General features: G+C 39.2%; 16 protein-coding genes. All 16 read right to left on the reverse strand.

The window, feature by feature from the left end; translation table 11 throughout:
• Positions 1-48 precede the first annotated feature (48 nt).
• Positions 49-1,479, reverse strand: coding sequence for a sugar porter family MFS transporter (locus ACSU6B_RS11210; RefSeq protein WP_410885207.1), 1,431 nt, complete (start codon positions 1,477-1,479; stop codon positions 49-51).
• A gap of 319 nt (positions 1,480-1,798) precedes the next feature.
• Entirely contained in the window at positions 1,799-2,827 is a 1,029-nt protein-coding gene (locus ACSU6B_RS11215; RefSeq protein ID WP_410885209.1) for a LacI family DNA-binding transcriptional regulator, read from the reverse strand.
• Positions 2,828-3,405: 578 nt separating this feature from the next.
• On the reverse strand, positions 3,406-4,302 hold the full coding sequence (gene iolE / locus ACSU6B_RS11220; protein ID WP_410885211.1) for a myo-inosose-2 dehydratase: 897 nt from the start codon (positions 4,300-4,302) through the stop codon (positions 3,406-3,408).
• A 125-nt stretch (positions 4,303-4,427) separates the two neighbouring features.
• On the reverse strand, positions 4,428-5,447 hold the full coding sequence (iolG, locus tag ACSU6B_RS11225) for an inositol 2-dehydrogenase (protein ID WP_410885213.1): 1,020 nt from the start codon (positions 5,445-5,447) through the stop codon (positions 4,428-4,430).
• Between the two features lie 170 nt (positions 5,448-5,617).
• The gene (locus tag ACSU6B_RS11230) at positions 5,618-6,622 is read right to left on the reverse strand and encodes a LacI family DNA-binding transcriptional regulator (protein WP_410885215.1); all 1,005 of its coding nucleotides are present in this window, start codon (positions 6,620-6,622) and stop codon (positions 5,618-5,620) included.
• An 81-nt stretch (positions 6,623-6,703) separates the two neighbouring features.
• The gene (locus ACSU6B_RS11235; protein ID WP_410885217.1) at positions 6,704-7,684 is read right to left on the reverse strand and encodes a sugar ABC transporter substrate-binding protein; all 981 of its coding nucleotides are present in this window, start codon (positions 7,682-7,684) and stop codon (positions 6,704-6,706) included.
• A 110-nt stretch (positions 7,685-7,794) separates the two neighbouring features.
• Positions 7,795-8,796 carry an ABC transporter permease gene (locus ACSU6B_RS11240; RefSeq protein WP_410885219.1) on the reverse strand — a complete coding sequence of 334 codons (1,002 nt, stop codon included), beginning with the start codon at positions 8,794-8,796 and terminating at the stop codon, positions 7,795-7,797.
• 4 nt (positions 8,797-8,800) lie between these two features.
• Positions 8,801-10,309: a sugar ABC transporter ATP-binding protein gene (locus ACSU6B_RS11245; RefSeq protein ID WP_410885221.1), complete on the reverse strand. Its 1,509-nt coding sequence runs from the start codon at positions 10,307-10,309 to the stop codon at positions 8,801-8,803.
• Positions 10,310-10,485: 176 nt separating this feature from the next.
• Positions 10,486-11,475 (reverse strand): Gfo/Idh/MocA family protein, encoded by a 990-nt coding sequence (locus tag ACSU6B_RS11250; RefSeq protein ID WP_410885223.1) that lies wholly within the window; start codon positions 11,473-11,475, stop codon positions 10,486-10,488.
• A gap of 457 nt (positions 11,476-11,932) precedes the next feature.
• A complete protein-coding gene (locus ACSU6B_RS11255) occupies positions 11,933-12,934 on the reverse strand; it encodes a LacI family DNA-binding transcriptional regulator (protein ID WP_410885225.1) in 1,002 nt (333 codons plus the stop codon).
• A gap of 130 nt (positions 12,935-13,064) precedes the next feature.
• Entirely contained in the window at positions 13,065-14,114 is a 1,050-nt protein-coding gene (locus ACSU6B_RS11260; RefSeq protein ID WP_410885433.1) for a Gfo/Idh/MocA family oxidoreductase, read from the reverse strand.
• Between the two features lie 472 nt (positions 14,115-14,586).
• The gene (locus ACSU6B_RS11265; RefSeq protein ID WP_410885227.1) at positions 14,587-15,780 is read right to left on the reverse strand and encodes an MFS transporter; all 1,194 of its coding nucleotides are present in this window, start codon (positions 15,778-15,780) and stop codon (positions 14,587-14,589) included.
• Positions 15,781-15,859: 79 nt separating this feature from the next.
• Positions 15,860-16,726: a class II fructose-1,6-bisphosphate aldolase gene (fba, locus tag ACSU6B_RS11270; RefSeq protein WP_410885229.1), complete on the reverse strand. Its 867-nt coding sequence runs from the start codon at positions 16,724-16,726 to the stop codon at positions 15,860-15,862.
• Between the two features lie 94 nt (positions 16,727-16,820).
• On the reverse strand, positions 16,821-18,731 hold the full coding sequence (iolD, locus tag ACSU6B_RS11275) for a 3D-(3,5/4)-trihydroxycyclohexane-1,2-dione acylhydrolase (decyclizing) (protein WP_410885231.1): 1,911 nt from the start codon (positions 18,729-18,731) through the stop codon (positions 16,821-16,823).
• A gap of 14 nt (positions 18,732-18,745) precedes the next feature.
• Positions 18,746-19,744: a 5-dehydro-2-deoxygluconokinase gene (iolC, locus tag ACSU6B_RS11280; protein ID WP_410885233.1), complete on the reverse strand. Its 999-nt coding sequence runs from the start codon at positions 19,742-19,744 to the stop codon at positions 18,746-18,748.
• Between the two features lie 19 nt (positions 19,745-19,763).
• Positions 19,764-20,582 carry a 5-deoxy-glucuronate isomerase gene (gene iolB / locus ACSU6B_RS11285; RefSeq protein ID WP_410885235.1) on the reverse strand — a complete coding sequence of 273 codons (819 nt, stop codon included), beginning with the start codon at positions 20,580-20,582 and terminating at the stop codon, positions 19,764-19,766.
• Between the last annotated feature and the right edge of the window lie 62 nt (positions 20,583-20,644).

A 20,644-nucleotide genomic window follows, 5' to 3' on the forward strand; every position in this document is an offset into this window, starting at 1 on the left:
ACAAGATTTGTAGACGCATACATTATTGTCTTAAGACAACTGAAGTTGCTATTTTGATGCTGCAGCTTTCTCATCATCATGAACTTCATCATAGGTGCGGAAATAACTTTCAATCTCCTCAAGAGAGCGGCCCTTCGTTTCAGGCATCATTTTCCAAATAAAGGTGATAGAAATCAATCCTACTGCCGCGAAAGCGAAGAATGTTCCTGATAAACCAACTTTTTCGAGTAATATTGGGAACATCAAGCCAATTACAAAATTTGTTATCCAGAGAAAGAAGACGCTAATCCCCATGCCAAGGCCTCTCAGTCTTAACGGGAATATCTCTGAGAGCGAAACCCATAATACCGGCCCAATGGCTCCTTGCATGAAAGCTAGAAACGTGACTGTCAGGGAAAGCATAACATAAGGAAGAATTGCAGCCCCTTTTAGAAGGAACGAAAACACTCCAATAAGCAAAAGTACCGTTGTTGTTCCAGTCAAACCGCTCAGCATCATGGATCGACGGCCGACTTTTCCAAGCAGCCAAATACCGATAAAAGTTGCCAATACCGAGATCACCCCATTTGCAACATTACCAATAAGAGCGGCCTTAGTAGCGAACCCAGCTTCTCTTAGAATTTCAGAACCATAATACATAATCGAGTTGACACCTGTAAGTTGTGACGACATCGCAATTCCAATCCCTAGAACAACTATGCGTCGCACCCAAGGCACTCCCAAATCTTTCATTGTTGCTTTCTGAATTTCAGATTCTCCAGCAATTGCAGCTTTAATTTCTTGCAATTCTGCTTTGGCCCTGTTTTCTTCACGTACTTGTTGGAGAACACGTAAAGCTTCCCCCATTTTTCCTTTCGATGCCAACCAGCGCGGGCTTTCAGGTACTATTAGCATTCCAAACCAAAGGACAACTGCTGGAAGTGTTGCTACAACTAGCATGTAACGCCAAACGTGATCATTTTCACCCAATGTTGATGCAATGGCTGCATTAAGCGCGAAAGCCAGAAATTGTCCAGTAACGATCATTAACTCATTCTGAGTAACCAACCTGCCCCGCTGTTCAACTGGTGCCATTTCTGCTAAAAAGGTTGGAACTGTAACGGAGGCCCCTCCGACAGCCAGACCAAGCAGAAAACGAAAAACAAGCATAATACCTGCATTTGGTGAAAGGGTACATCCTAGCGCTGCAATAAAGAATAATAATGCAAGACTAAGAATATTCTTTCGGCGACCGTTACGATCTGACAGCCTGCCGCCAAACACTGCCCCAAGCGCAGCACCGAAAAGAAGTGAACTCGTAACAAGTCCTTCTGTTAACGCATTAAGATTGAGCTGGTCTGGTTTAGCCATATAAGGAAGTGCACCGTTGATTACACCGGTATCATATCCAAACAGTAGTCCCCCGAATGTCGATACTAAAGTAATGATTCGTAAAAATGCCTTTGGAGTACGCCCATTCTCAGTTACCTGATTTGCCATAAGTATTTCTCCCCCACATTTTAATGTTAACTATGAACTTTAGAGCCATTTATGTATGATTCCTTGGGTCTACTTAGGCTCAATAACAATGATCTTTTAAAAAGGCTTTGTTACGCATACGCTTGCATTTTTGTTTTTTAAAAAATGGTTAATCTAATCAGGTTTTTTCAAATTCTCAAAGATATCCCTCTAGGTAAATTTTCCTTATGCATACGCTTGCATTTAATGCTAAAAAATAGTTAGGTTACCCATATTCATCTAATAAAAGATCTTGAGGTTAATGCATACGCTTGCATTATTGGGAGAAAAAAGGAATAAGTTAGACTTTTCCCCCGCAAGATTCTCTTATAACTAATGTAGGACTAATTTCTAGTTTTTGTTTCATGCTGGATGTTGAATTTAATTTCTCTATTAACCGTTTACATGTTAGTGTTGCAATTTCTTTTATAGGTTGATGGATGGTTGATAGATATGGTTTATAGAATGTACATAACTCAATATCATCAAATCCGATCACGGCTATCTCATTAGGAACCTTTATATCAAATTCCTTCAATGCTGAGATTGCCCCCTGTGCCATCAGATCATTCTGAGCAAAGATGGCCGTCACATCTTTTAAAATATCAAAATTATCCTTTATCAAGCGGTAACCCGATTGGAAAGTCGTGTCCCCATAAAGTAATTTATCATCATCATACTGGAGATGATGATCCCTGAACGCTGCTTTAAAGCCTTCGGTCCGTTGTTCAAACTCGCTGCCGCTGATATTAGCTGACAAACACATGATGTTCCTATGACCTAGTTTAATTAAGTGATCACCCGCAATATACCCGCCTTTGTACTGGTCAACACAAACAAAATCTACGTCCTTTGTCTTATAAAAGGGCGGTAAATACTTACAGAAGATAAAAGGAACTTCAGTTTTTTCTAGGGTTGCTATGGCTTTATCGTCTAATGACGGCTCCATAATAATCAGTCCATCTACTTTCTTTGCGGCAATGAATCTCTCGATATTATTCTGTTTTGTAAATCGATTCTCAAAAAATGAGATAATAACATCCATTTGCATCCGTTCTAAACTTTCGATAATTTCATTCTGCCATGAGCTAAAGTACACTTCTATCCCCTGTCCAAATAAACTCTGAGGTAAAATGACACCTATTGTATTGGTTTTATTTGCACTTAAGCTTCTTGCATTAGCATTAAATTGAAAGCCATGCTCTTGTGCAATCTTCAAAACTTTTCTCTTGGTTTTCTCTGAAATCATTGGACTGTCATTTAAACATCTGGAAACGGTAGATTGACTTACATTCGCCATTTTTGCAATATCTTTTGTGGTGATTGCCATAATAGCATTTTCGCCTCTTTATTATCTATTTTTTATTAGACCACGCATACGTATGCGATTTGAATTATAGTTTATAATATTCAGTCTATAAAATCAATAAAGAGTTCACTTTTTGTCCATGTTACAGAATACAATTGCGGATAAATCATTTTTAGAAGTTCCTTGTTTTACAATTTGGCTGCGCGGAAGAAAGTAGTAAATTCCTTTATTTTTTTAGTCAATCCCTCCCTTTCAACTATTTCAAAGAAGTTATCAAATAGTTTTTTTGGTCAACTATTGAATAACTTATGAGTAAATATTAATATTAAAAACGCTTTCAGTCAATAGTTGTTTCAACAATCACTAAAAAATTTTATTATTTTCTTCTAAAATATCAACTAAATCTCTAATGGTTTACCCATTATCAACGAAAAATGGAACTATGTTATCATTAAAGTGTTTACTTTTCCAGACCTGCTCCAAAACTACAGTTCTAACCCTCATTTTGGCGCTTTGTGGAGAAGAACCCTTTAAGAGTTCTTCCCCAGACCTTAACTTCTTATTGTACCGTTTCTTTTCTTAAAGAGGTATTCTTTCCTCTACACCCCGGCTGTTTCCCGGATGTACTTCCTTGCTTTCAATGCATACTCTAATGGATTGGCTATTGCCGGATCCTGTTCGGCCTCGACTACAAACCAGCCTTTATAGCCTGCTTCATCTAGTACCTCAAATACCGGTTTGAAATCAATGATGCCGTCTCCTGGTACGGTGAAAACCCCTGATTTTACAGCCTGCAAAAAGCTCATTTTTTCACTATGTACTCTTTCCGCAACTTCCAAACGGACATCCTTTAAGTGAACGTGATGGATCCGATCAACGTATTTTTTTAACACTGCCAGGTGATCTTCGCCAGAGAATACAAGATGGCCTGTATCATAAAGAAGGGATACTTTTTCAGGGTCGGTTCCTTCCATTAAACGGTCGATTTCTGTTGTGGTTTGCACGCCTGTCCCCATGTGGTGGTGGTAGACAATTTTCATGCCTTTTTCAGCCGCCAAGTCGCCAAGGTGAGTCAACCCTTCCGATAAGAGCTTCCATTCTTCTTCAGAATTTACAGGTTTATTTGCAAATAGCGGTGTTTCCATTTGGCCCTGGATGCTGTTGCCTTGTTCTGAGACAACAATTACTTTTGCACCCATTTCATGAAGAAAATCACGGTGTTCTATAAAAGCTTTTGCGGTTACTTCAAATGGCTTTGATGTTAAAAAGGAACTAAACCAAGCACTTGCAATCTCTAATCCTCTTAAAGAAAGTGCTTTTTTTAAAACCTCTGTGTTTCGCGGATACTTGTTTCCTACTTCACTTCCCGAAAAACCGGAAAGCGCCATTTCGCTTATGCATTGCTCGAAGGTAACTTCGCTGCCGAGTTCAGGCATATCATCGTTCGTCCATCCTATCGGGGCAATCGCTAATTTTACTTGATTTTTATTAAACATCCAATCTTCCTCCATCAAATATTTTTTCAAAATGAAAAAAGAGAAGAGGCAGGACCCTACCCTTTCCCTTTCCCTTTCCCTTTTCTTTTTCTTGTTTTACTTAGTATCCAGTTCCTTCATCTCTATTAAACTACTGGTACACTCTGCTTCAACTGGACAGGAACACCCTTTTCAAGCGATTCTTTTGCGGCTCTCGCGATTTTTTGCGCTTGTAAACCATCAAAACCTGTGCAAGTAATTTCTGTATTTTCAAGAATAGCAGAGGCAAACTCTGACACTTCATCGATATACGCTTGAGTGTAACGCTCTAGGAAAAAATAAAGCGGCTTATCTTTCGTAACACTCTCTGCTGTGGATACTTCAACGTTAGTGGCACGATTGTTATCAGCTTGTGCTGCCCCTTTGGCACCAAAAACTTCAAGGCGCTGATCATAACCGTATACTGCTTGGCGGCTGTTATCAATGACTCCAAGAGCTCCATTGGCGAATTTTAACGTAACGATAGCGGTATCAATATCACCGGCTTCGCCAATTGCCGGGTTAACAAGGACTGCCCCTGCTGCTGATACTTCTACAACTTCACTGCCTATTACATAGCGGGCCATATCGAAATCATGGATCATCATATCCATAAACAATCCACCAGAAGCTTTCACATAGTCAACACCTGGCGGCTCCGGGTCACGGGAAGTAATTCGTAAAATGTGTGGCTGACCAATTTGCCCATCTTTGACAAGCGTTTGAATTCTCCGGAAATTCGGATCAAAGCGGCGATTAAAACCAATTTGCAGCTTTACTCCGGCCTTTTCAACAACTGCCAATGCTTCCTCTGTTTCTTCTACTGAAAAACTTACTGGTTTTTCACAGAAGATATCTTTGCCGGCAAGTGCGGCTTCTTTAATGATTGTTGCGTGAGTATTGGTTGGTGAACAAATGAAAACGGCTTGAATTTCCGGATCATTTAGCAGTTCGTGATAATCAGATGTTAAAACTTCAATTTGTTTTTCTTTTGCCCATGATTCAAGGTGATCTATAAAAACATCTGAAACACTTTTAATGCGAATTTTTGGGATTTTTTTTAAGTTGTCTACATGTAATTTTCCGATACGGCCAGCTCCGATAATTCCAATTGTCAATAATGTCATGAAATGATTCCTCCAATAATATTTTTGGTTAAGCGCTTTCCTTAAAATGATTATACACTTTCTATTATTTTCATCAAGCCGTTATTTGAATTTTCCTAATCTTTTTACTAAAATGATTAAGCGCTTACTCTAAAAAGGGAAAAACTCCGACCTAACCGGGTTTTCCTTCATTAATTTTTTAAGCTTCTTACAGAATTACGTTCTACCAGCATGGGTGAGAGCATGATCCGCTGCTGTGGCATCATTGGGTCTTTCATTAATTTTAAGAGCTGATCAATCGCATAGTGGGCTAATTCTTCCTTCGGCTGAGCAATTGTTGTTAAACCTGGGTCTGCTAATTCAGCGTAAATGGTATTATCGAAGCCAACAATTGATAAATCTTGCGGTATACGAATATTTACTTTCCGTGACTCATTAATAAGGATAGCAGCAATCAAATCTGTTGAGGCAAACACAGCAGTAGGCCTATCCTTTAAAGAAAATATTTTCCTTGCTGCGGTTTTTGCCTCGTCAATTGTAGACATCGCGTTGACCGTCCATTCTTCCTTTAACGAAATCCCTTCACCAGCTAACGACTGTTTGAATCCCTCTAAACGCATGCGTCCGCTGGCTCGATTTAATTCGGCTATGATCGCAATATCCGTATGTCCTTTATCTAATAAATAACGGCCTGCCATATATCCACCTCTTACATCATCAGTAGTAACAATGTGTGATGAAAAACGGAGGTTATCAATTGAAAACATTAAATGGGGTATATTTTTTCTTTGTAAATTTTTATATACCTTCCAATCTTCCTGCTCTGTCGCAATAATGATCCCGTCAACTTGCTTTTTTAATAAAAGATCCAAATATTCCTTTTCCCGCTCAATCTGGTAATCTGTGCTACACATAATAATTGCATAGCCCATCTCGCGGGCATTGTTTTCCAACGCCCGCCCAACTTCTGCAAAGAAGGCATTTGAAATATCAGGAACAAGAACTCCAATCGTATATGTTTGCTTTCCTGTTAATGCCGCTGCAACACTGCTTGGTTGATAGTCAAGTTCCCTCATTATTTCAGTCACTTTTTTCCTGGTTTTTTCACTAATTCGACCTGAATTATTAACTACCTTTGATACGGTTGCAATGGAGACCCCCGCCTTTTCAGCTACATCGTAAATCGTAGGTTTCATCCACTTTCAAACTCCTTCTAAACTGTCCTATTCTGTTACCATTTTACCATGAAGGAATTTTTGGGGTAATACCAGGGCCAATTATTTTGAAATACTCTTTAAAAAATCAAGTTGTTTTTGAGCATTTTCCTTCGTAATAACTTGAATTCCACTGTCGATACGGTTTGAGATCTTTTTGCCATCAGCTACTTTTATAGCATTTTCAACACCTTGGTATCCCATATTATATGGACTTTGTGCAATAGTACCAGCAAGACCGCCGCTAAGAATTGATTGAACTGCTTCTTCCGTTCCATCAGTACCGATTACTTTAATATCTAAGTGTTTTGCCTGAACCGCACGCAATGCTCCAAGTGCCATATCATCATTAGCTGCAAATACACCTTTTACGTCACTGTGTTTCTCAATAATATTTTCCATTACAGACAATGCTTTTGCTTTGTCGCTATCAGCTGGCTGTTGTGCAACGACTTGTATTCCTTCTTTAATAAGTTCGTCCTTAGCACCTTTAATCCGTTGGTCAGTCGCAGGGTTACCGAGAGCTCCTGCAATGAGGACCACTTTATCACCTTTGTGAAGCATGGATCCAAGCAATTTACCTGCTTGAACACCTGCTGTTGCATTATCCGTTCCGATGAAAGTAGTTTTGCCATCAAATGTAGCGTCTGAATCAATTAAAAGCACCGGTATTTTCGCTTTTGCCGCACTAGTTAATACTGGTACAACCGTGGTTGGCTGCGATGGAGATACAACAAGTGCACTTGGTGACTGGCTGATTTGGTCTTGAATCATGTTAACTTGTTCCATAACTTGTGATTCAGCTGATGGTCCTACTACATTTACATTAACACCCAGCTTCTTACCTGCTGCCTCAGCACCAGCCTGGACATATTGCCAATAAGGGCTTGATAAAGTTTTTAATACAACAGTGACGCTTTTATTACTGTTATTACTTGCAGTTGCGCTGGTGCTTTTACTAGCACTTGATGAACAACCGGCGATAAATGTCATGCAGGATAAGGCTACAGCAGCACCTACTATTTTGATTTTCTTCGTATTCATTTATATTCCTCCACTTTTCCTGTTTTTAATGATGTTTTATGATTACCTCATAGTGATTAAGCAGTCGCGTTTTGTATAGATATTTGTCGAACAAGATAGAAACAAAAGAATTACTTTTTCTTTGCTCTGCGTTGACGGATTACGTCCACATAAACTGCTGCAATGATAACAATACCGATTACAGCCATTTGCGAGTCTGCAGAAACGTTCAGAAGATTTAAACCATTACGAAGAACAGCAATTGTTAATGCACCGATTAATGTACCGGAAACTGTACCAACCCCGCCAAAGAAACTGGCGCCACCGATGATAACAGCTGCAATCGCATCAGATTCATAGTTAAGTCCTGCAAGCGGGAATGCTGAGTTAACACGTCCTACCATTACTAACCCTGCAAGACCTGCCATCAAACCACTTAATGAATAAACGATCATCAGCACGCGATCTACCTTGATCCCTGATAGGCGAGCTGCTTCCGGATTGCCACCAATCGCATAAATATAGCGACCTGTCTTTGTTCTTGTAAGGAAAATATGAAAGATTACATAAACAACAATCACTAGAAGAAAGCTTACTGGAATCGGACCAACGAATTGATTTCCAGCAAATTGAATCATAAGCGGGAAACCGGCAATTGGTGCGGCCGCAGTTACAATAAGTGCGATTCCGCGGCCTATAAATTGTGTTCCAAGAGTTGAGATGAATGGGTGTGGTAAATGCAGTTTTGTTAATAAAATTCCATTTATCCAGCCGAAGAAAGTGCCAACACCAAGACAAACAATGATACCGATAATCGGGTTCATGTGCATGTTAACGGTTACAATTCCCATAATCATGATCGATACTGCAAGAATTGCACCTACTGACAAGTCAATCCCTGCAGTCAAGATTGCCAAAAGCATTCCGATGCCAAGGAGAGCATTAATGGAAGACTGACTGGCAATATTCATGAGGTTATTAATCGTTAAAAACTTATCTGATAGGGAAGAAAGGATTACAACCAAGATGATAAGAGCTAATAGAGGTCCCAGCTTACTGATTACTTTCTTAAATGTGTTTTTTTCTTTAGGTAATTCGGTTTCTGATTTTGTTACTACCTGAACTTGACTCATCTTTTCATCCTCCTGTAGCCGCTTTCATTATTCTCTCTTGCGAAGCTTCTTGAATCGGCAGATCTGCCGTTAATTTTCCTTCACTCATAACTATCACTCGATCACACATCCCAAGAATTTCGGGAAGGTCTGATGAAATCATTATGACAATAGAACCGTTTTCAACTAACTGATTCATTAAACGGTAGACTTCGACTTTAGCACCTACGTCAATTCCTCTTGTCGGTTCGTCAAAAATAAATACCTTTGCCCGGGTGCATAACCACTTGGCGATAACAACCTTTTGCTGATTTCCTCCACTCAAGTTCCGTGAGTGAAGTTCAATGTTACCTGGACGAATTTTTAGCTCTTTCACATAATTTACTGCTTCTCTACGCATTGCGTTTAAATCGAGCAATCCTGTACTTCCTTTAAACTTATCCATATTAGCTATGGCCATATTAAAGTCAAGCGTCATATCAAGCAACAGGCCTTCACTTTTGCGATCCTCTGTTATAAAAGCAATTCCTGCGTTGATAGCGTCCCGTGGAGATTTAATCCGGATTTCCTGGCCATCAATAAAGACCTTCCCGCCTTTATGGTGATCAACACCAAAAATCGCTCTGGCCAATTCGGTACGTCCTGCGCCAACCAGTCCTGAAATCCCTACAATTTCACCATATCGGACTGAAAAATTGATCGGCTCATTTGTGCCTGCTACTACTAAATTTCCAACCCGGAATCCTTCTTTTCCCAGTTTAAAGGATTGCTTTGGAAACTTTTCATCCAGCGAACGTCCAACCATTAATTCTATCCAGAGGTCGGTTTCAGTTGTTTTTACTGGTAAAGTTTCAATTTTGAATCCATCACGTAGAATGGTAATTCTATCACCAAGGTGCCTAATTTCTTCAAGACGATGGGAAATGAAGATAATCCCAATTCCTTTTTTCCTAAGTTCTTCGACAACCTTATATAACTGTTCTACTTCCAGGGCGCTTAAGCTAGAAGTCGGCTCATCCATAATAATTAATTTCGCATCCAGTGTGATCGCTTTTGCAATCTCAACCAGCTGCTGCTGCCCAATGCCTAGTTTCCCAAGCTGCTCATCAGCAAGTTTTGGGTCCTGCCCAAGCAACTCCAGACAGCGCTCTGCTTCTTTTCGCATTGCTCTGCGGTTAAGTAAGGACATTTTGCCGCCGTGTTTTAATTCTCTTCCAAGAAAGATATTTTCATATACTTTTAGTTCTGGAATAACATTCAGTTCCTGATAGATTGTCGCAATACCTAATGTCATTGAATCAACCGGGTTATTTAGGTGAACCAGGTTCCCTTCCCAATAAATTTCTCCAGCATCCTTTTGATATGCGCCTGTTAAAATTTTGATTAAAGTTGATTTGCCTGCTCCGTTTTCCCCAAGTAACACATGAACTTCACCAGCTTTTACATCGAGGTCAATCCCCTTTAGTACATGGTTTTGATTGAAGCTTTTTTTAATTCCTTTTATTTCAAGGAGGCTTCTTGAATGCACAACCATATTTGGTCCCCTTTCTTGGTTTTTCTCTTAATTATGACGAAATTTCCTAAGGTAAGCGCTTTCCCTTTAATTAGAATTATACCATCATATTCTCCACTTGCAACAATATTATGAATATTTTTTGAACATATTTTGAATATGTTTTGTAACTATTTTAAACCCTACTAACTAGTTGCTTAAATATTCGTCATAACAGATCCATTTGACAATGATTGGTACGCCTTTTCCAGATAGCGTGCCATTTGAAGGGAGTGACCTGAATGATATACCGGATTTTCCCCATTAAGTATACAGTCCTGGAAATGGTTAACCTGTCTTAAATATTGATCATCTTTGAATCTTTTAAAAAGAACAACATTATTATTTTTATCTCTTACAGTAACTTTTCCAAATTTGTCATCAGAAACATCAGGGCGAAAAGAAGAGTCCACTGTTATTGATCCTTTCATTCCAATAATTTCATAGCGATTAATAAACGGGAGTTCCATTGAAGCAGATATTTCTGCGATCCGATTTTGTTCATCTTTTAAAACACAAACCGAAGTTGTATCAACACCGTATTCCGGATGAATTTTTCCACTCATGGAAATTTGAATTGGTTTAAAGCCGATAATTTGTGTTACTGCATGAAGTCCGTAGCAGCCTACGTACCTCAAAGCACCTCCGCCCAATTCCGGATTTAACCGAATATCTCCCGGATCCTTAAGCATCCATGAAAAGTGAGCTTTAATATGGCTGTACTCACCGATGACTCCAGACTTAAGTAACTCTTTTGCCTCTTTATGCTGACGATGAAATTGATACATAAAAGCTTCCATAAAAACAACATTGTTTTCGTGAGCAGCTTGATGGATTAATTCCATCTCGTCCTCTGTTAATGCCGCAGGCTTTTCAAGAAGAACATGTTTCCCCTTTTTCATTGCTTTTATAGCCCACTCCGCATGCAGTGAATTTGGAAGTGGTATGTAAACTGCATCAATGGATGGATCCTCAATTAACTGTTCATATTGGTGATAAACAACAGGGCAATTAAAACGCTTAACCTTTTCTGAATTCTTTGAAGCAATGGCTACAACGCAGGCTTTATCTGAACGGAGCAGGGCCGGGACAAGCTCATCATACGCTATATTGGCTGCACTCATTATTCCCCAACGGATTTTCCTCATAGTTTTCTTCCTTTATTTTAAATCTATTAGAAAGTTAATATTAGATGGTTGGTTAAGCGCTTTCTCGAATAATTTTAACCTCCCTTTTGAAATAATTCAATATCATTTTTTAATTATTGAAAATTTTTTGAAGGTTTTATTAAAGAACAGCAGGCGATTTAAGAAAAATCTCTTTAAAAATAACAAAAGGACCCAATGGGGAGGAGTATATTGGTAGAAGAACGAAAGGACATGTAATAAAAGAAACAGCCCATTCTCTTTGTTATTTTTTGAGAATAGGCTGGTTCACATTCAGATATACAGTAATCATTTACACGCTAATCTCTCTTTTTTACTCTCGATTTTTCATTTGGTTAAGAACACCAGAAAACATGAACATGTGCTGGATACAGGTAGTTTAATTTTATGTCCAACTGTACTGTTATTTTTGTTAGAGAATCTATACTTTCAAAAAATTTTATTTTGACAAGGATGCTGTTGATTGTCGAATAATTAATTCCGGAGAAAGTAACAAACGTTCCTTATTCGTCTTTTCCTCCTTCATTTCCCCGATTAACAAATCAACCGCTTTCGCTCCCATTAGTTTAATCGGCTGTGATATGGTTGTTAACATTGGGGATGTTGTGGTAGAAAGCACAGTGTTATCGAAACCAACAACCGATAAATCTTTTGGAATGTTTAAACCAACTTCTTTAGCAGCCTGTAAAACACCCGCTGCTAATAAATCATTGCACGCAAAAATAGCAGTCGGCCTCTCTTTCATTGAGAGAATTTTTTTGCCGCTTTCGTAACCTTTTTGAATGGAGGCTTCTGTTTTCACAATAAAGCCATCTGGTATTGGTAAGTCTGCTTCTTTCATCTCTTCCTTAAATGCAGCCAACCTTGCGGCATTACTGCGTATATTTTCGATGATGATTGCTATTTTTTTGTGGCCCAAGGATAGTAAATGGGAAGTTGCCAAATATCCCCCTTTATAGTCATCCACTGTCACCGTATTTACGGATAACTTTGGAATTTCCGAAGCTATTAATACCATCGGAAATCCTTTATCCAGCATTTCTTCAAGTAAATCTGGACTTCTGAAAGCAGATGCTACCACTAGACCATCTATCCTCTGACTGGTTAGCAGTGATAGATAGCTCTTTTCCTTTTCAGTATCATTATCTGTGTTACACATCATCACATTATATCCAGACTCATGGCTTCGATCTTCAATACTTCTCGCGATTTCGGCATAAAATGGATTCGAAATATCAGGAACAAGCAAACCGAAAGCTTTTGTTCGTTTTCCTCTTAACGAGGCAGCAGCTACATCGGGAGAATAATTAAGTTTTTTCATTGCTGCCAATACTTTTTTTCTGGTTTGCTCACTAATGCTGCCAGTATGATTAATCACCTTCGAAACAGTTGTAGTCGAAACACCTGCTTCCTGAGCGACGCTATGAATGGTTACCTTCATTATAGACCCTTCTTTCCCAGTAACCTCTTTTGTTCAGTTTAACACTACAAAGTCATAATGTCAGAAAAATAGACAGTGCTGCTACTGCTAAAGCAAACTGTCTATTCATATAAACAATTTATTTATTATTTTAATTAGACGAAGAAATTTTATAAGGTGATTGAACTGTGATCAATTCTCCTGTTTCGTATGACTCTTTACAAGCATATCCAAGAGCTGTTGATAATACCCCATCTTCAACGGTAACATTTGGCTGTCTCTTTTCACTGACACAAGAAATAAACTCTTCGACCTCACTTAAATAGGCTTGTTCGAATCTCTCCAAAAATCCATCCGAGCATTCCTTTACAGCCCCGGATTCATCAAATACCGTGACCATATTTTTTTCAGGAATGGTTCCAACCCGCAATGTACCTTTTGTACCAATGATTTCCGTTTCAATATGATATCCATGAGTACAGTTACGTCCAGCAACAAAAACACCCATTTTATTTTGTTCAAATTTCACTAAGGCAGTCCCTGTTTCTGCATCGTTCAACTCGGCTATTTCAGGATACCCATAGGCGCCGCCAATTGCCCAAACTTGCTTAGCTTCAACATTTAGGAACCATCTGGCAAGATCCAAATCATGAATGGCCATATCTAAAAACAAACCACCACTGTAATTATTCTTGGCAAATTGCATAAACCCGTTTATGGCTTTTGCAGGATCTAAACCGTAGCAGCGAATTAAGTATGGTTCACCAATCTTACCTTCCTCAATTTTCTTTTTCGCATATGCATAGGATTTGTCATATCTTCTCATAAACCCAAGCATGAAAACTTGTTCTTTATGCTTATTCACTACTTCTTGAACACGTAATGCTTCCTCCATATATAATCCAAGCGGTTTTTCACTGAATACATGAAAACCGGCTTGTAAAGCTTTCTCGATTTGCTCGCAATGAAACCCTGACGGAGAAGCAATAAAGATTGCGTCCAGCTCTTTATTATTAAGCATTTCATCATAGCTAGTATAAGCATATGGTATACTCCATTCCTTTTGGGCTTGTTCAACTTCTTCCGGAATGACACTGCAAACAGCCGATAGTTCACAATTCGGAATACGAAACGCTAAATTCTCAGCATGTTGTCTTCCTAGTCTTCCTAAACCTACAATCCCAACTTTAACCTTTTTCATCATATATCCCTACCTTTTTTGGATTATCGTTAGTAAAACGTTTTCTTTTTTATAAATATAGGAAACTATTAACCACTAAAGCATAAAATAATGTAGATTATACCTGAAAGAAAATTACGAGTATTTTTAGGTAAACGTTAACCCTTTTTTACGATTATATTATCCATTTATACTCAAGTCAACACTTTATTTATTAAAAGTAGAAATAAGTATTTCCTAATTAAAAAGACTTTTTCAAATAAATTACACAACAAACAATATTAGCATTATTTATTGGAGCGAGGGGAAACGTTAACCTTATACTCAAAAAATATATCCTTGGACTCGTACACTTTCTAATATCAATTACTTGCATTTGGGGGTAATAAGTCTTTATCGATCTATTTCTACATTTCCTCCATAAATTACATCAATATATTTCATAAACTCTCCATCCTAATTTCTTTAAAATACAAGGGCACATCGACAATTCCTAGGCACCAGCCTTACTTTTTTTGACGGATTTTTCTACTGCCAATTTTGCATGATTCTTCCCCCAAATAATGATAAGGAGCGTAGCCACTAATCCCAGTACCCCGACAAAATAAAATCCTGCTTTTATTCCCATAAGCGAATTAAAGATTCCTGCAAAAAATGGCCCCGTAAAGATACCAATAGCATAAATCGCCTGGTAGGCACCCATCGCCGTCGCTCTTTTTTCAGATGCAATTTTTTCAATGGCCAATCCTAACAGCAGCGGGAAAATTAAGCCCAGTGAAAATCCGCTAAATATCTGAACGGCCAAAAATAACTCTCTACTCTGAACGAACGGAATCAGCAGCGTGAAAACGGAGGCAAAGAAAAAGGCCATTTTTAGGGCATTCCATTCACCCAAAAGCGGAACAAGTACTCTCCCTATAAAAAGAGTTGCAATAGCATGAGGGATCATAAATGCAAACACGATGAAAGTAAGCTCACTTGCATGAAAGCCAATAGTTAGTGCATAGTTGGATGTAAATCCAAACATAGTTGAAAAAATAATACTATGTGCCAAAATCGATAAGAGGGCCACCTTCATCAATGATGGTTCTTTTATAACAGTCGCTAATTCCTTCACCTTTAGCGGTTCCCTCTCTATTCCTTCTTTTGGTTCATAAATAAAAAGGGATAGGATCACACCGAGGATGCTAAAAGATCCAGCTATCCAAAATGGGCCTTTCCAGCCCCATTCACTTACGATCGAACCACTGAAACTCATCCCTAAAAACTGGGCAAGGACGACAATAAATGAAATACTCCCCATTGCCCGATGTACTTCATGATCAGCAAAATACCTTGGATATAAGACTGTAAATGCGACCCATGTAGCCGCTGAAATTCCTGCAAGTGCGCGGGCTGCGAGAATCCAGCCTAAACTATCTGTTAGTAAAAAAATCACACAACTTAACATGCTGGCCAACATCCCAAAAATGATAAATGGTTTCCTCACTTTCTTTACATCAGAAAAGATCCCAATCGGAAGTCTGCATAAAAGCTGCATAATCCCATAGCTGCTCAATACGAATCCAATAAATGTATACTTTCCGCCCAACGTTTCCATATAAGGAGAAAAAATGGGAACATAGAGAAATTGTGGAAACCACAATAAAAAGGAAACAACAATAAAAAGATATTTGTTTCTATTCATACGTAATGTACTCAGACATACCACATCCATTTTTTAATGATATTTAAGAAAAAACCGGGCAAATATCGCCCGGTTGAATTTATGCTTTATAGCTTGATTTAAACTCTCTGATCTTCGCTTTGACCGTTTCTTTAACAGCTTCCTTACCTGGTGTAAGGATGGTTCGGGCATCATACACTTCTTTATCGTTCTCGAGCACATTTCGGACGGCTTTTGCCCATGCCTGCAAGCATTCTGTATTTACATTAATTTTGGCATGCCCCAATTCAATTGCTTGATGGATTTGGTGTAATGGGATGCCTGAACCGCCATGTAATACAAGCGGTACATTGGTTAATTCTGAAATCTCTTTCATTTCAGCGAACCCTAACTTTGGTTCTCCTTGGTATGGCCCATGTACAGAGCCAAGGGCCGCTGCCAGTGCATCAATGTTTGTTTCTTGGACAAGCCGTAAACATTCCTGTGGATCCGCGTAATTAATGCCGCCGATAAGACCATCCTCATTACCACCCACGGTTCCGACCTCAGCCTCCACTGTCACACCGTGAAGTCGGGCATAGTCAGTCACTTGCTTTGTCATTGCAATGTTTTCTTCAATTGAATAGTGCGAACCGTCAATCATTACGGAAGTATATCCGGCGTCAATGGCTTCTTTACATCTTTCCACACTTTTTCCATGATCAAGATGCAAGGCAACCGGTACCGTAATATTATTTTCTTCTACAATTCTATTTACCATCGTGGATATAGTCTTAAATCCTCCCAAATAATCTACTAGTCTATCGGATGAGGCTACAATTATAGGAGACCGTTCCTCTTCAGCCGCTTCCAGCATCGCTTCTGCCCATTGAAAGCTGTTGATATTAAATTGCCCTACCGCATACTTTTCTTTTTTCGCTTTCTCAAGCATTTCTTTCATCGGAACTAATCTTGTTGTTGAGATCATTTCCATCCCACCCTTATTGTCTAAATTTTCGAACTAATTAAGGCGGATCAAATTCAAGTGAATTTGATCCAACCCCAAATCGTTTCTTAGATTTTTAGTATTGTTTTGCAGTTTCTAATTTTTGTTGTCTAAACTCATATGCCTTTTGGATGCTTTCTTTATTCGATACCTCTGCAACACCAACATTCCACCAGCTATCATAGCCATCAGTCATTGTTTTTGGAAGGACTTTAATATCGATTAGTGTAGAGACTTCTTGCTTCTTGGCATCTTCTAAGGCAGCTTTCAATTCTTCGACTGTATTTACGCGGTAAGTCTTTGCACCATATCCTTCAGCCACTTTTGCATAATCAATATTTAGGATTTTATTATCATGGGTTCTAAATTCACAGAAATAACTGCCGCCGCCATGATCCATTTGTAAATTGTTGATACATCCAAATCCTGAATTATCAAAGAGGACAACATTGATTTTTTGTCCATATTGAATAGACGTAATTAATTCAGAATGCAGCAATAGGAAGCTGCCATCCCCTACAAGTGAATATACCTCTTTCGCTGGCTCCGCTAATTTTACCCCTAATGCACCCGATACTTCATACCCCATGCACGAGTAGCCGTACTCGACATTGTAAGTATTTGGTTCAGCCGTATTCCATATACGCTGTACATCTCCCGGAAGGGACCCAGCTGCCGTAATGATCACGCTATCAGGTGAAATGGTATCATTCACGGCTAGTAAGGCCGTTGTCTGAGCAAGCTCTGTGTTAAGTGCGTCCGCATATTCATTCAATACTTCTTGAGAAAAATGATTTTTAACTTCCGGAAGGAAATTCTCACGCTTGAATGTTACTTGACCCAAACGGTCACGTTCAGCAGTCCATTCTTCCTTCAATTCAGCAATTTCACTGCCAAAATCACTTTCATATCCTTCTAATAATGGCGCCAATTGCTCTAATGTTGTTTTTGCATCTGCTACAACTTGGAAGGCATCCATTTTATAAGCCTGCAGACGGCTTACATTGATATTTAGGAACTTGGTTTGATCAAAGTCAAATGCCGTTTTTGAGGAAGTGGCAAAATCTGTATACCTCGTTCCAATCCCAATATATAAATCAGCTTGACGCGCGGCTTTATTGGCTGCCAGTGTGCCAGTAATCCCCATTCCACCTAGATTATTTTTGAAATCAGACTCTATTGTTGCTTTACCGGCTTGTGTTTCTACTAATGGGATATTATGTTTTTCCGAAAGCGAGACCAAAATATCACGTGCTTGGGAGTATTTTGCTCCACCGCCAACTAAAATCACCGGTTTTTTGCTTGCAAGGATCCGTTCAGCAGCTCCCTTAAGTTCTCGCTCAACTGGTGCTTTACGATCCACATAATGGACGCGTTTTTCAAAGAATTTTTCATCATAGTCAAACGCTTCCCCTTCTACATCCTGCGCAATACAAATCGTTGCCGGACCTGCTTTTCCCTGGTCGGTCATCACTTCAAAGGCACGAAGCAAACTTGGCATTAACTGTTCAGGCCGTGTAATCCGATCCCAATATCTGGAGACTGGTTTTAATGCATCATTTGTCGTTACAGCTAAGCTATATTCTTGTTCTACTTGCTGTAAAACTGGATCAGGCTGTCTGGATGCAAAGGTATCACCCGGGATAAACAATACAGGGATGTTGTTGGCCAAGGCTGTCCCGGCTGCTGCAGCCAAGTTGGCTGAACCTGGTCCAACAGACGTGGTTACGGCGTAGATCTTTTGACGAAGCATTTGTTTACTGTACGCGATCGCTGCATGTGCCATCCCTTGTTCGTTTTTGCCTTGAATCACCTTTAAATGACCTGAGTATTGCTCAAGTGCCTGCCCAATCCCCAAAACATTTCCATGTCCAAATACATTAAAGATCCCTTCAACAAATAAAGACTCTTTACCATCCACATAGATGTATTGTTGATTTAAAAATTTGATTAAAGCTTGTGCCGTTGTTAATCTAATTTTCCCCATGGCTATTTTCACCCCTAGCTTAATTGTTCTGCTTTTTCCGATCTTTCTTCTATCAATTGTTCAATTTCGGTAACGGTTGGCATCGCTTCTGAAGAACTGTGTTTACTTACCACAATGGCTGCAGAGGCACTGCCGAATTTAAGAGCGGTTTCAATATCCTTACCGGTAATTAAAGCGTATAAGAAGGCAGATGCGTAAGAGTCGCCTGCGCCAAACGTTTTTAATACTTTTGTTAGATAGGCACGTCCTCTGAATGTTTCGCCTGATTTGGAATACGCATAAGATCCTTCTACACCGTGCTTAATCACTACTAATTCTGGAGAGTATTTAAACAAATGGTCAACAGTCACTGCGTTGCTGCCTTCTGTCACGTTTTCCATCACATCGAATTCATCACGTGTACCTACCACAACATCTGCCTGCTCCGCCACTAAGGAATAATAAACAGATGTTTCTGCAGGTGATACCCAGGTATATCCACGATAGTCCAATTCAAAAACAACTTTCACGTCATGTTTTTTGGCTATATGAATGGCTTTTAAAACTGCTTCACGGGAAGGGCTTTTTGCTAAAGCTGTACCTGAAACAAGAAGAACTTTTGCTTTTTTAATATAGTCTTCATCTACCTCAGATGGCTGTAAATAAAGGTCAGCTACTTCATCACGGTACATTAAGATACTGCATTCTTCCGGACTCTTAATCTCTGTAAAAGCTAAACCTGTTTTATGACCTTCTTGATCAACGACCATGTTGGATGTATCCACGCCAACACCATGCATATACTGCTCAATAAAACGTCCGTGCTGATCATTGGCAAGTTTGCCGATAAATCCTGTTTTTAGTCCAAGCTTCGAGGATCCAATTGCAATATTGGCTGGTGAACCGCCTACATATTTTTTAAATGTCATCGTTTCTTCCATTGGACGGTTATATTCCACTGCGTTTAAGTCGATACATGCACGGCCGATGGCAATAAGGTCAAATTCTCTATCAGAATGAAATTGAAGTTTCATTTTTTCATAACATCTCCTCTTATTTACGGTTTATAATCCATTCATGCGCTGGTTCATTGTGGAATTTCCAAATGCGTGTTGGACCTGCCATTACATTGAGGTAATAGGATTCATAACCATCAGGAACCCCAACTGGATGGTAACCAGCAGGTACTAACACTACGTCGCCATTCTCAACCGCCATTGTTTCATCAAGGGAACGGTCATCTGTGTAGACACGTTGGAAGACAAATCCTTGGCGCGGGTTCATTTCATGATAGTAGCTTTCTTCTAAAAATGATTCATTCGGCAGGTTATCTTGATCATGCTTATGCGGCGGATAGCTTGACCAGTTTCCGCTTTCTGTGAATACTTCAACAACCAGTAAACTATTTGCAGAAGGGTCTGAATCTGGTAAGATATTATGCACTAAACGCTTATTGCTATATTTCCCTCTATTTTCAATTCCATTGTCTTCCGCTCTAATTAACTTAGTAGGCAATTGTTTAAAAGATGGGGAGTAGCAAAGAGCAACACGAGCTTGACTCACAGCCCCCACCTCAAAAGAACGATCATTCGATACGTAAACACTATCTGTTGGTTTCTTTTCAAATACACTTTCTCTAGTACCTATATTTTTAAATGCCTTATCATGATCGGAAACATTGATTTTCCCGGTTAGGGCAACAATGCAGCATTCTACTTTTCCTAGTTCCTCTGTATATGTACTACCTGGAGTAAGGTCGATTAATTTAAACCCCACATATTCTAATGAAGAATTTTCACTTGTTACTTCATGAACGATGGTTACACCTGGTGACGTTTCTTTAAGATTTGGTTTTCGGAGCAATTTACTCACTTTGTAGTTTCCTCCTATTTATGTAAATTCTATTAATGGCTATTATCCTAGCCATCATTAGC

This window comes from Neobacillus sp. C211, from assembly GCF_051842875.1.
GTDB lineage: Bacteria > Bacillota > Bacilli > Bacillales > Cytobacillaceae > Neobacillus.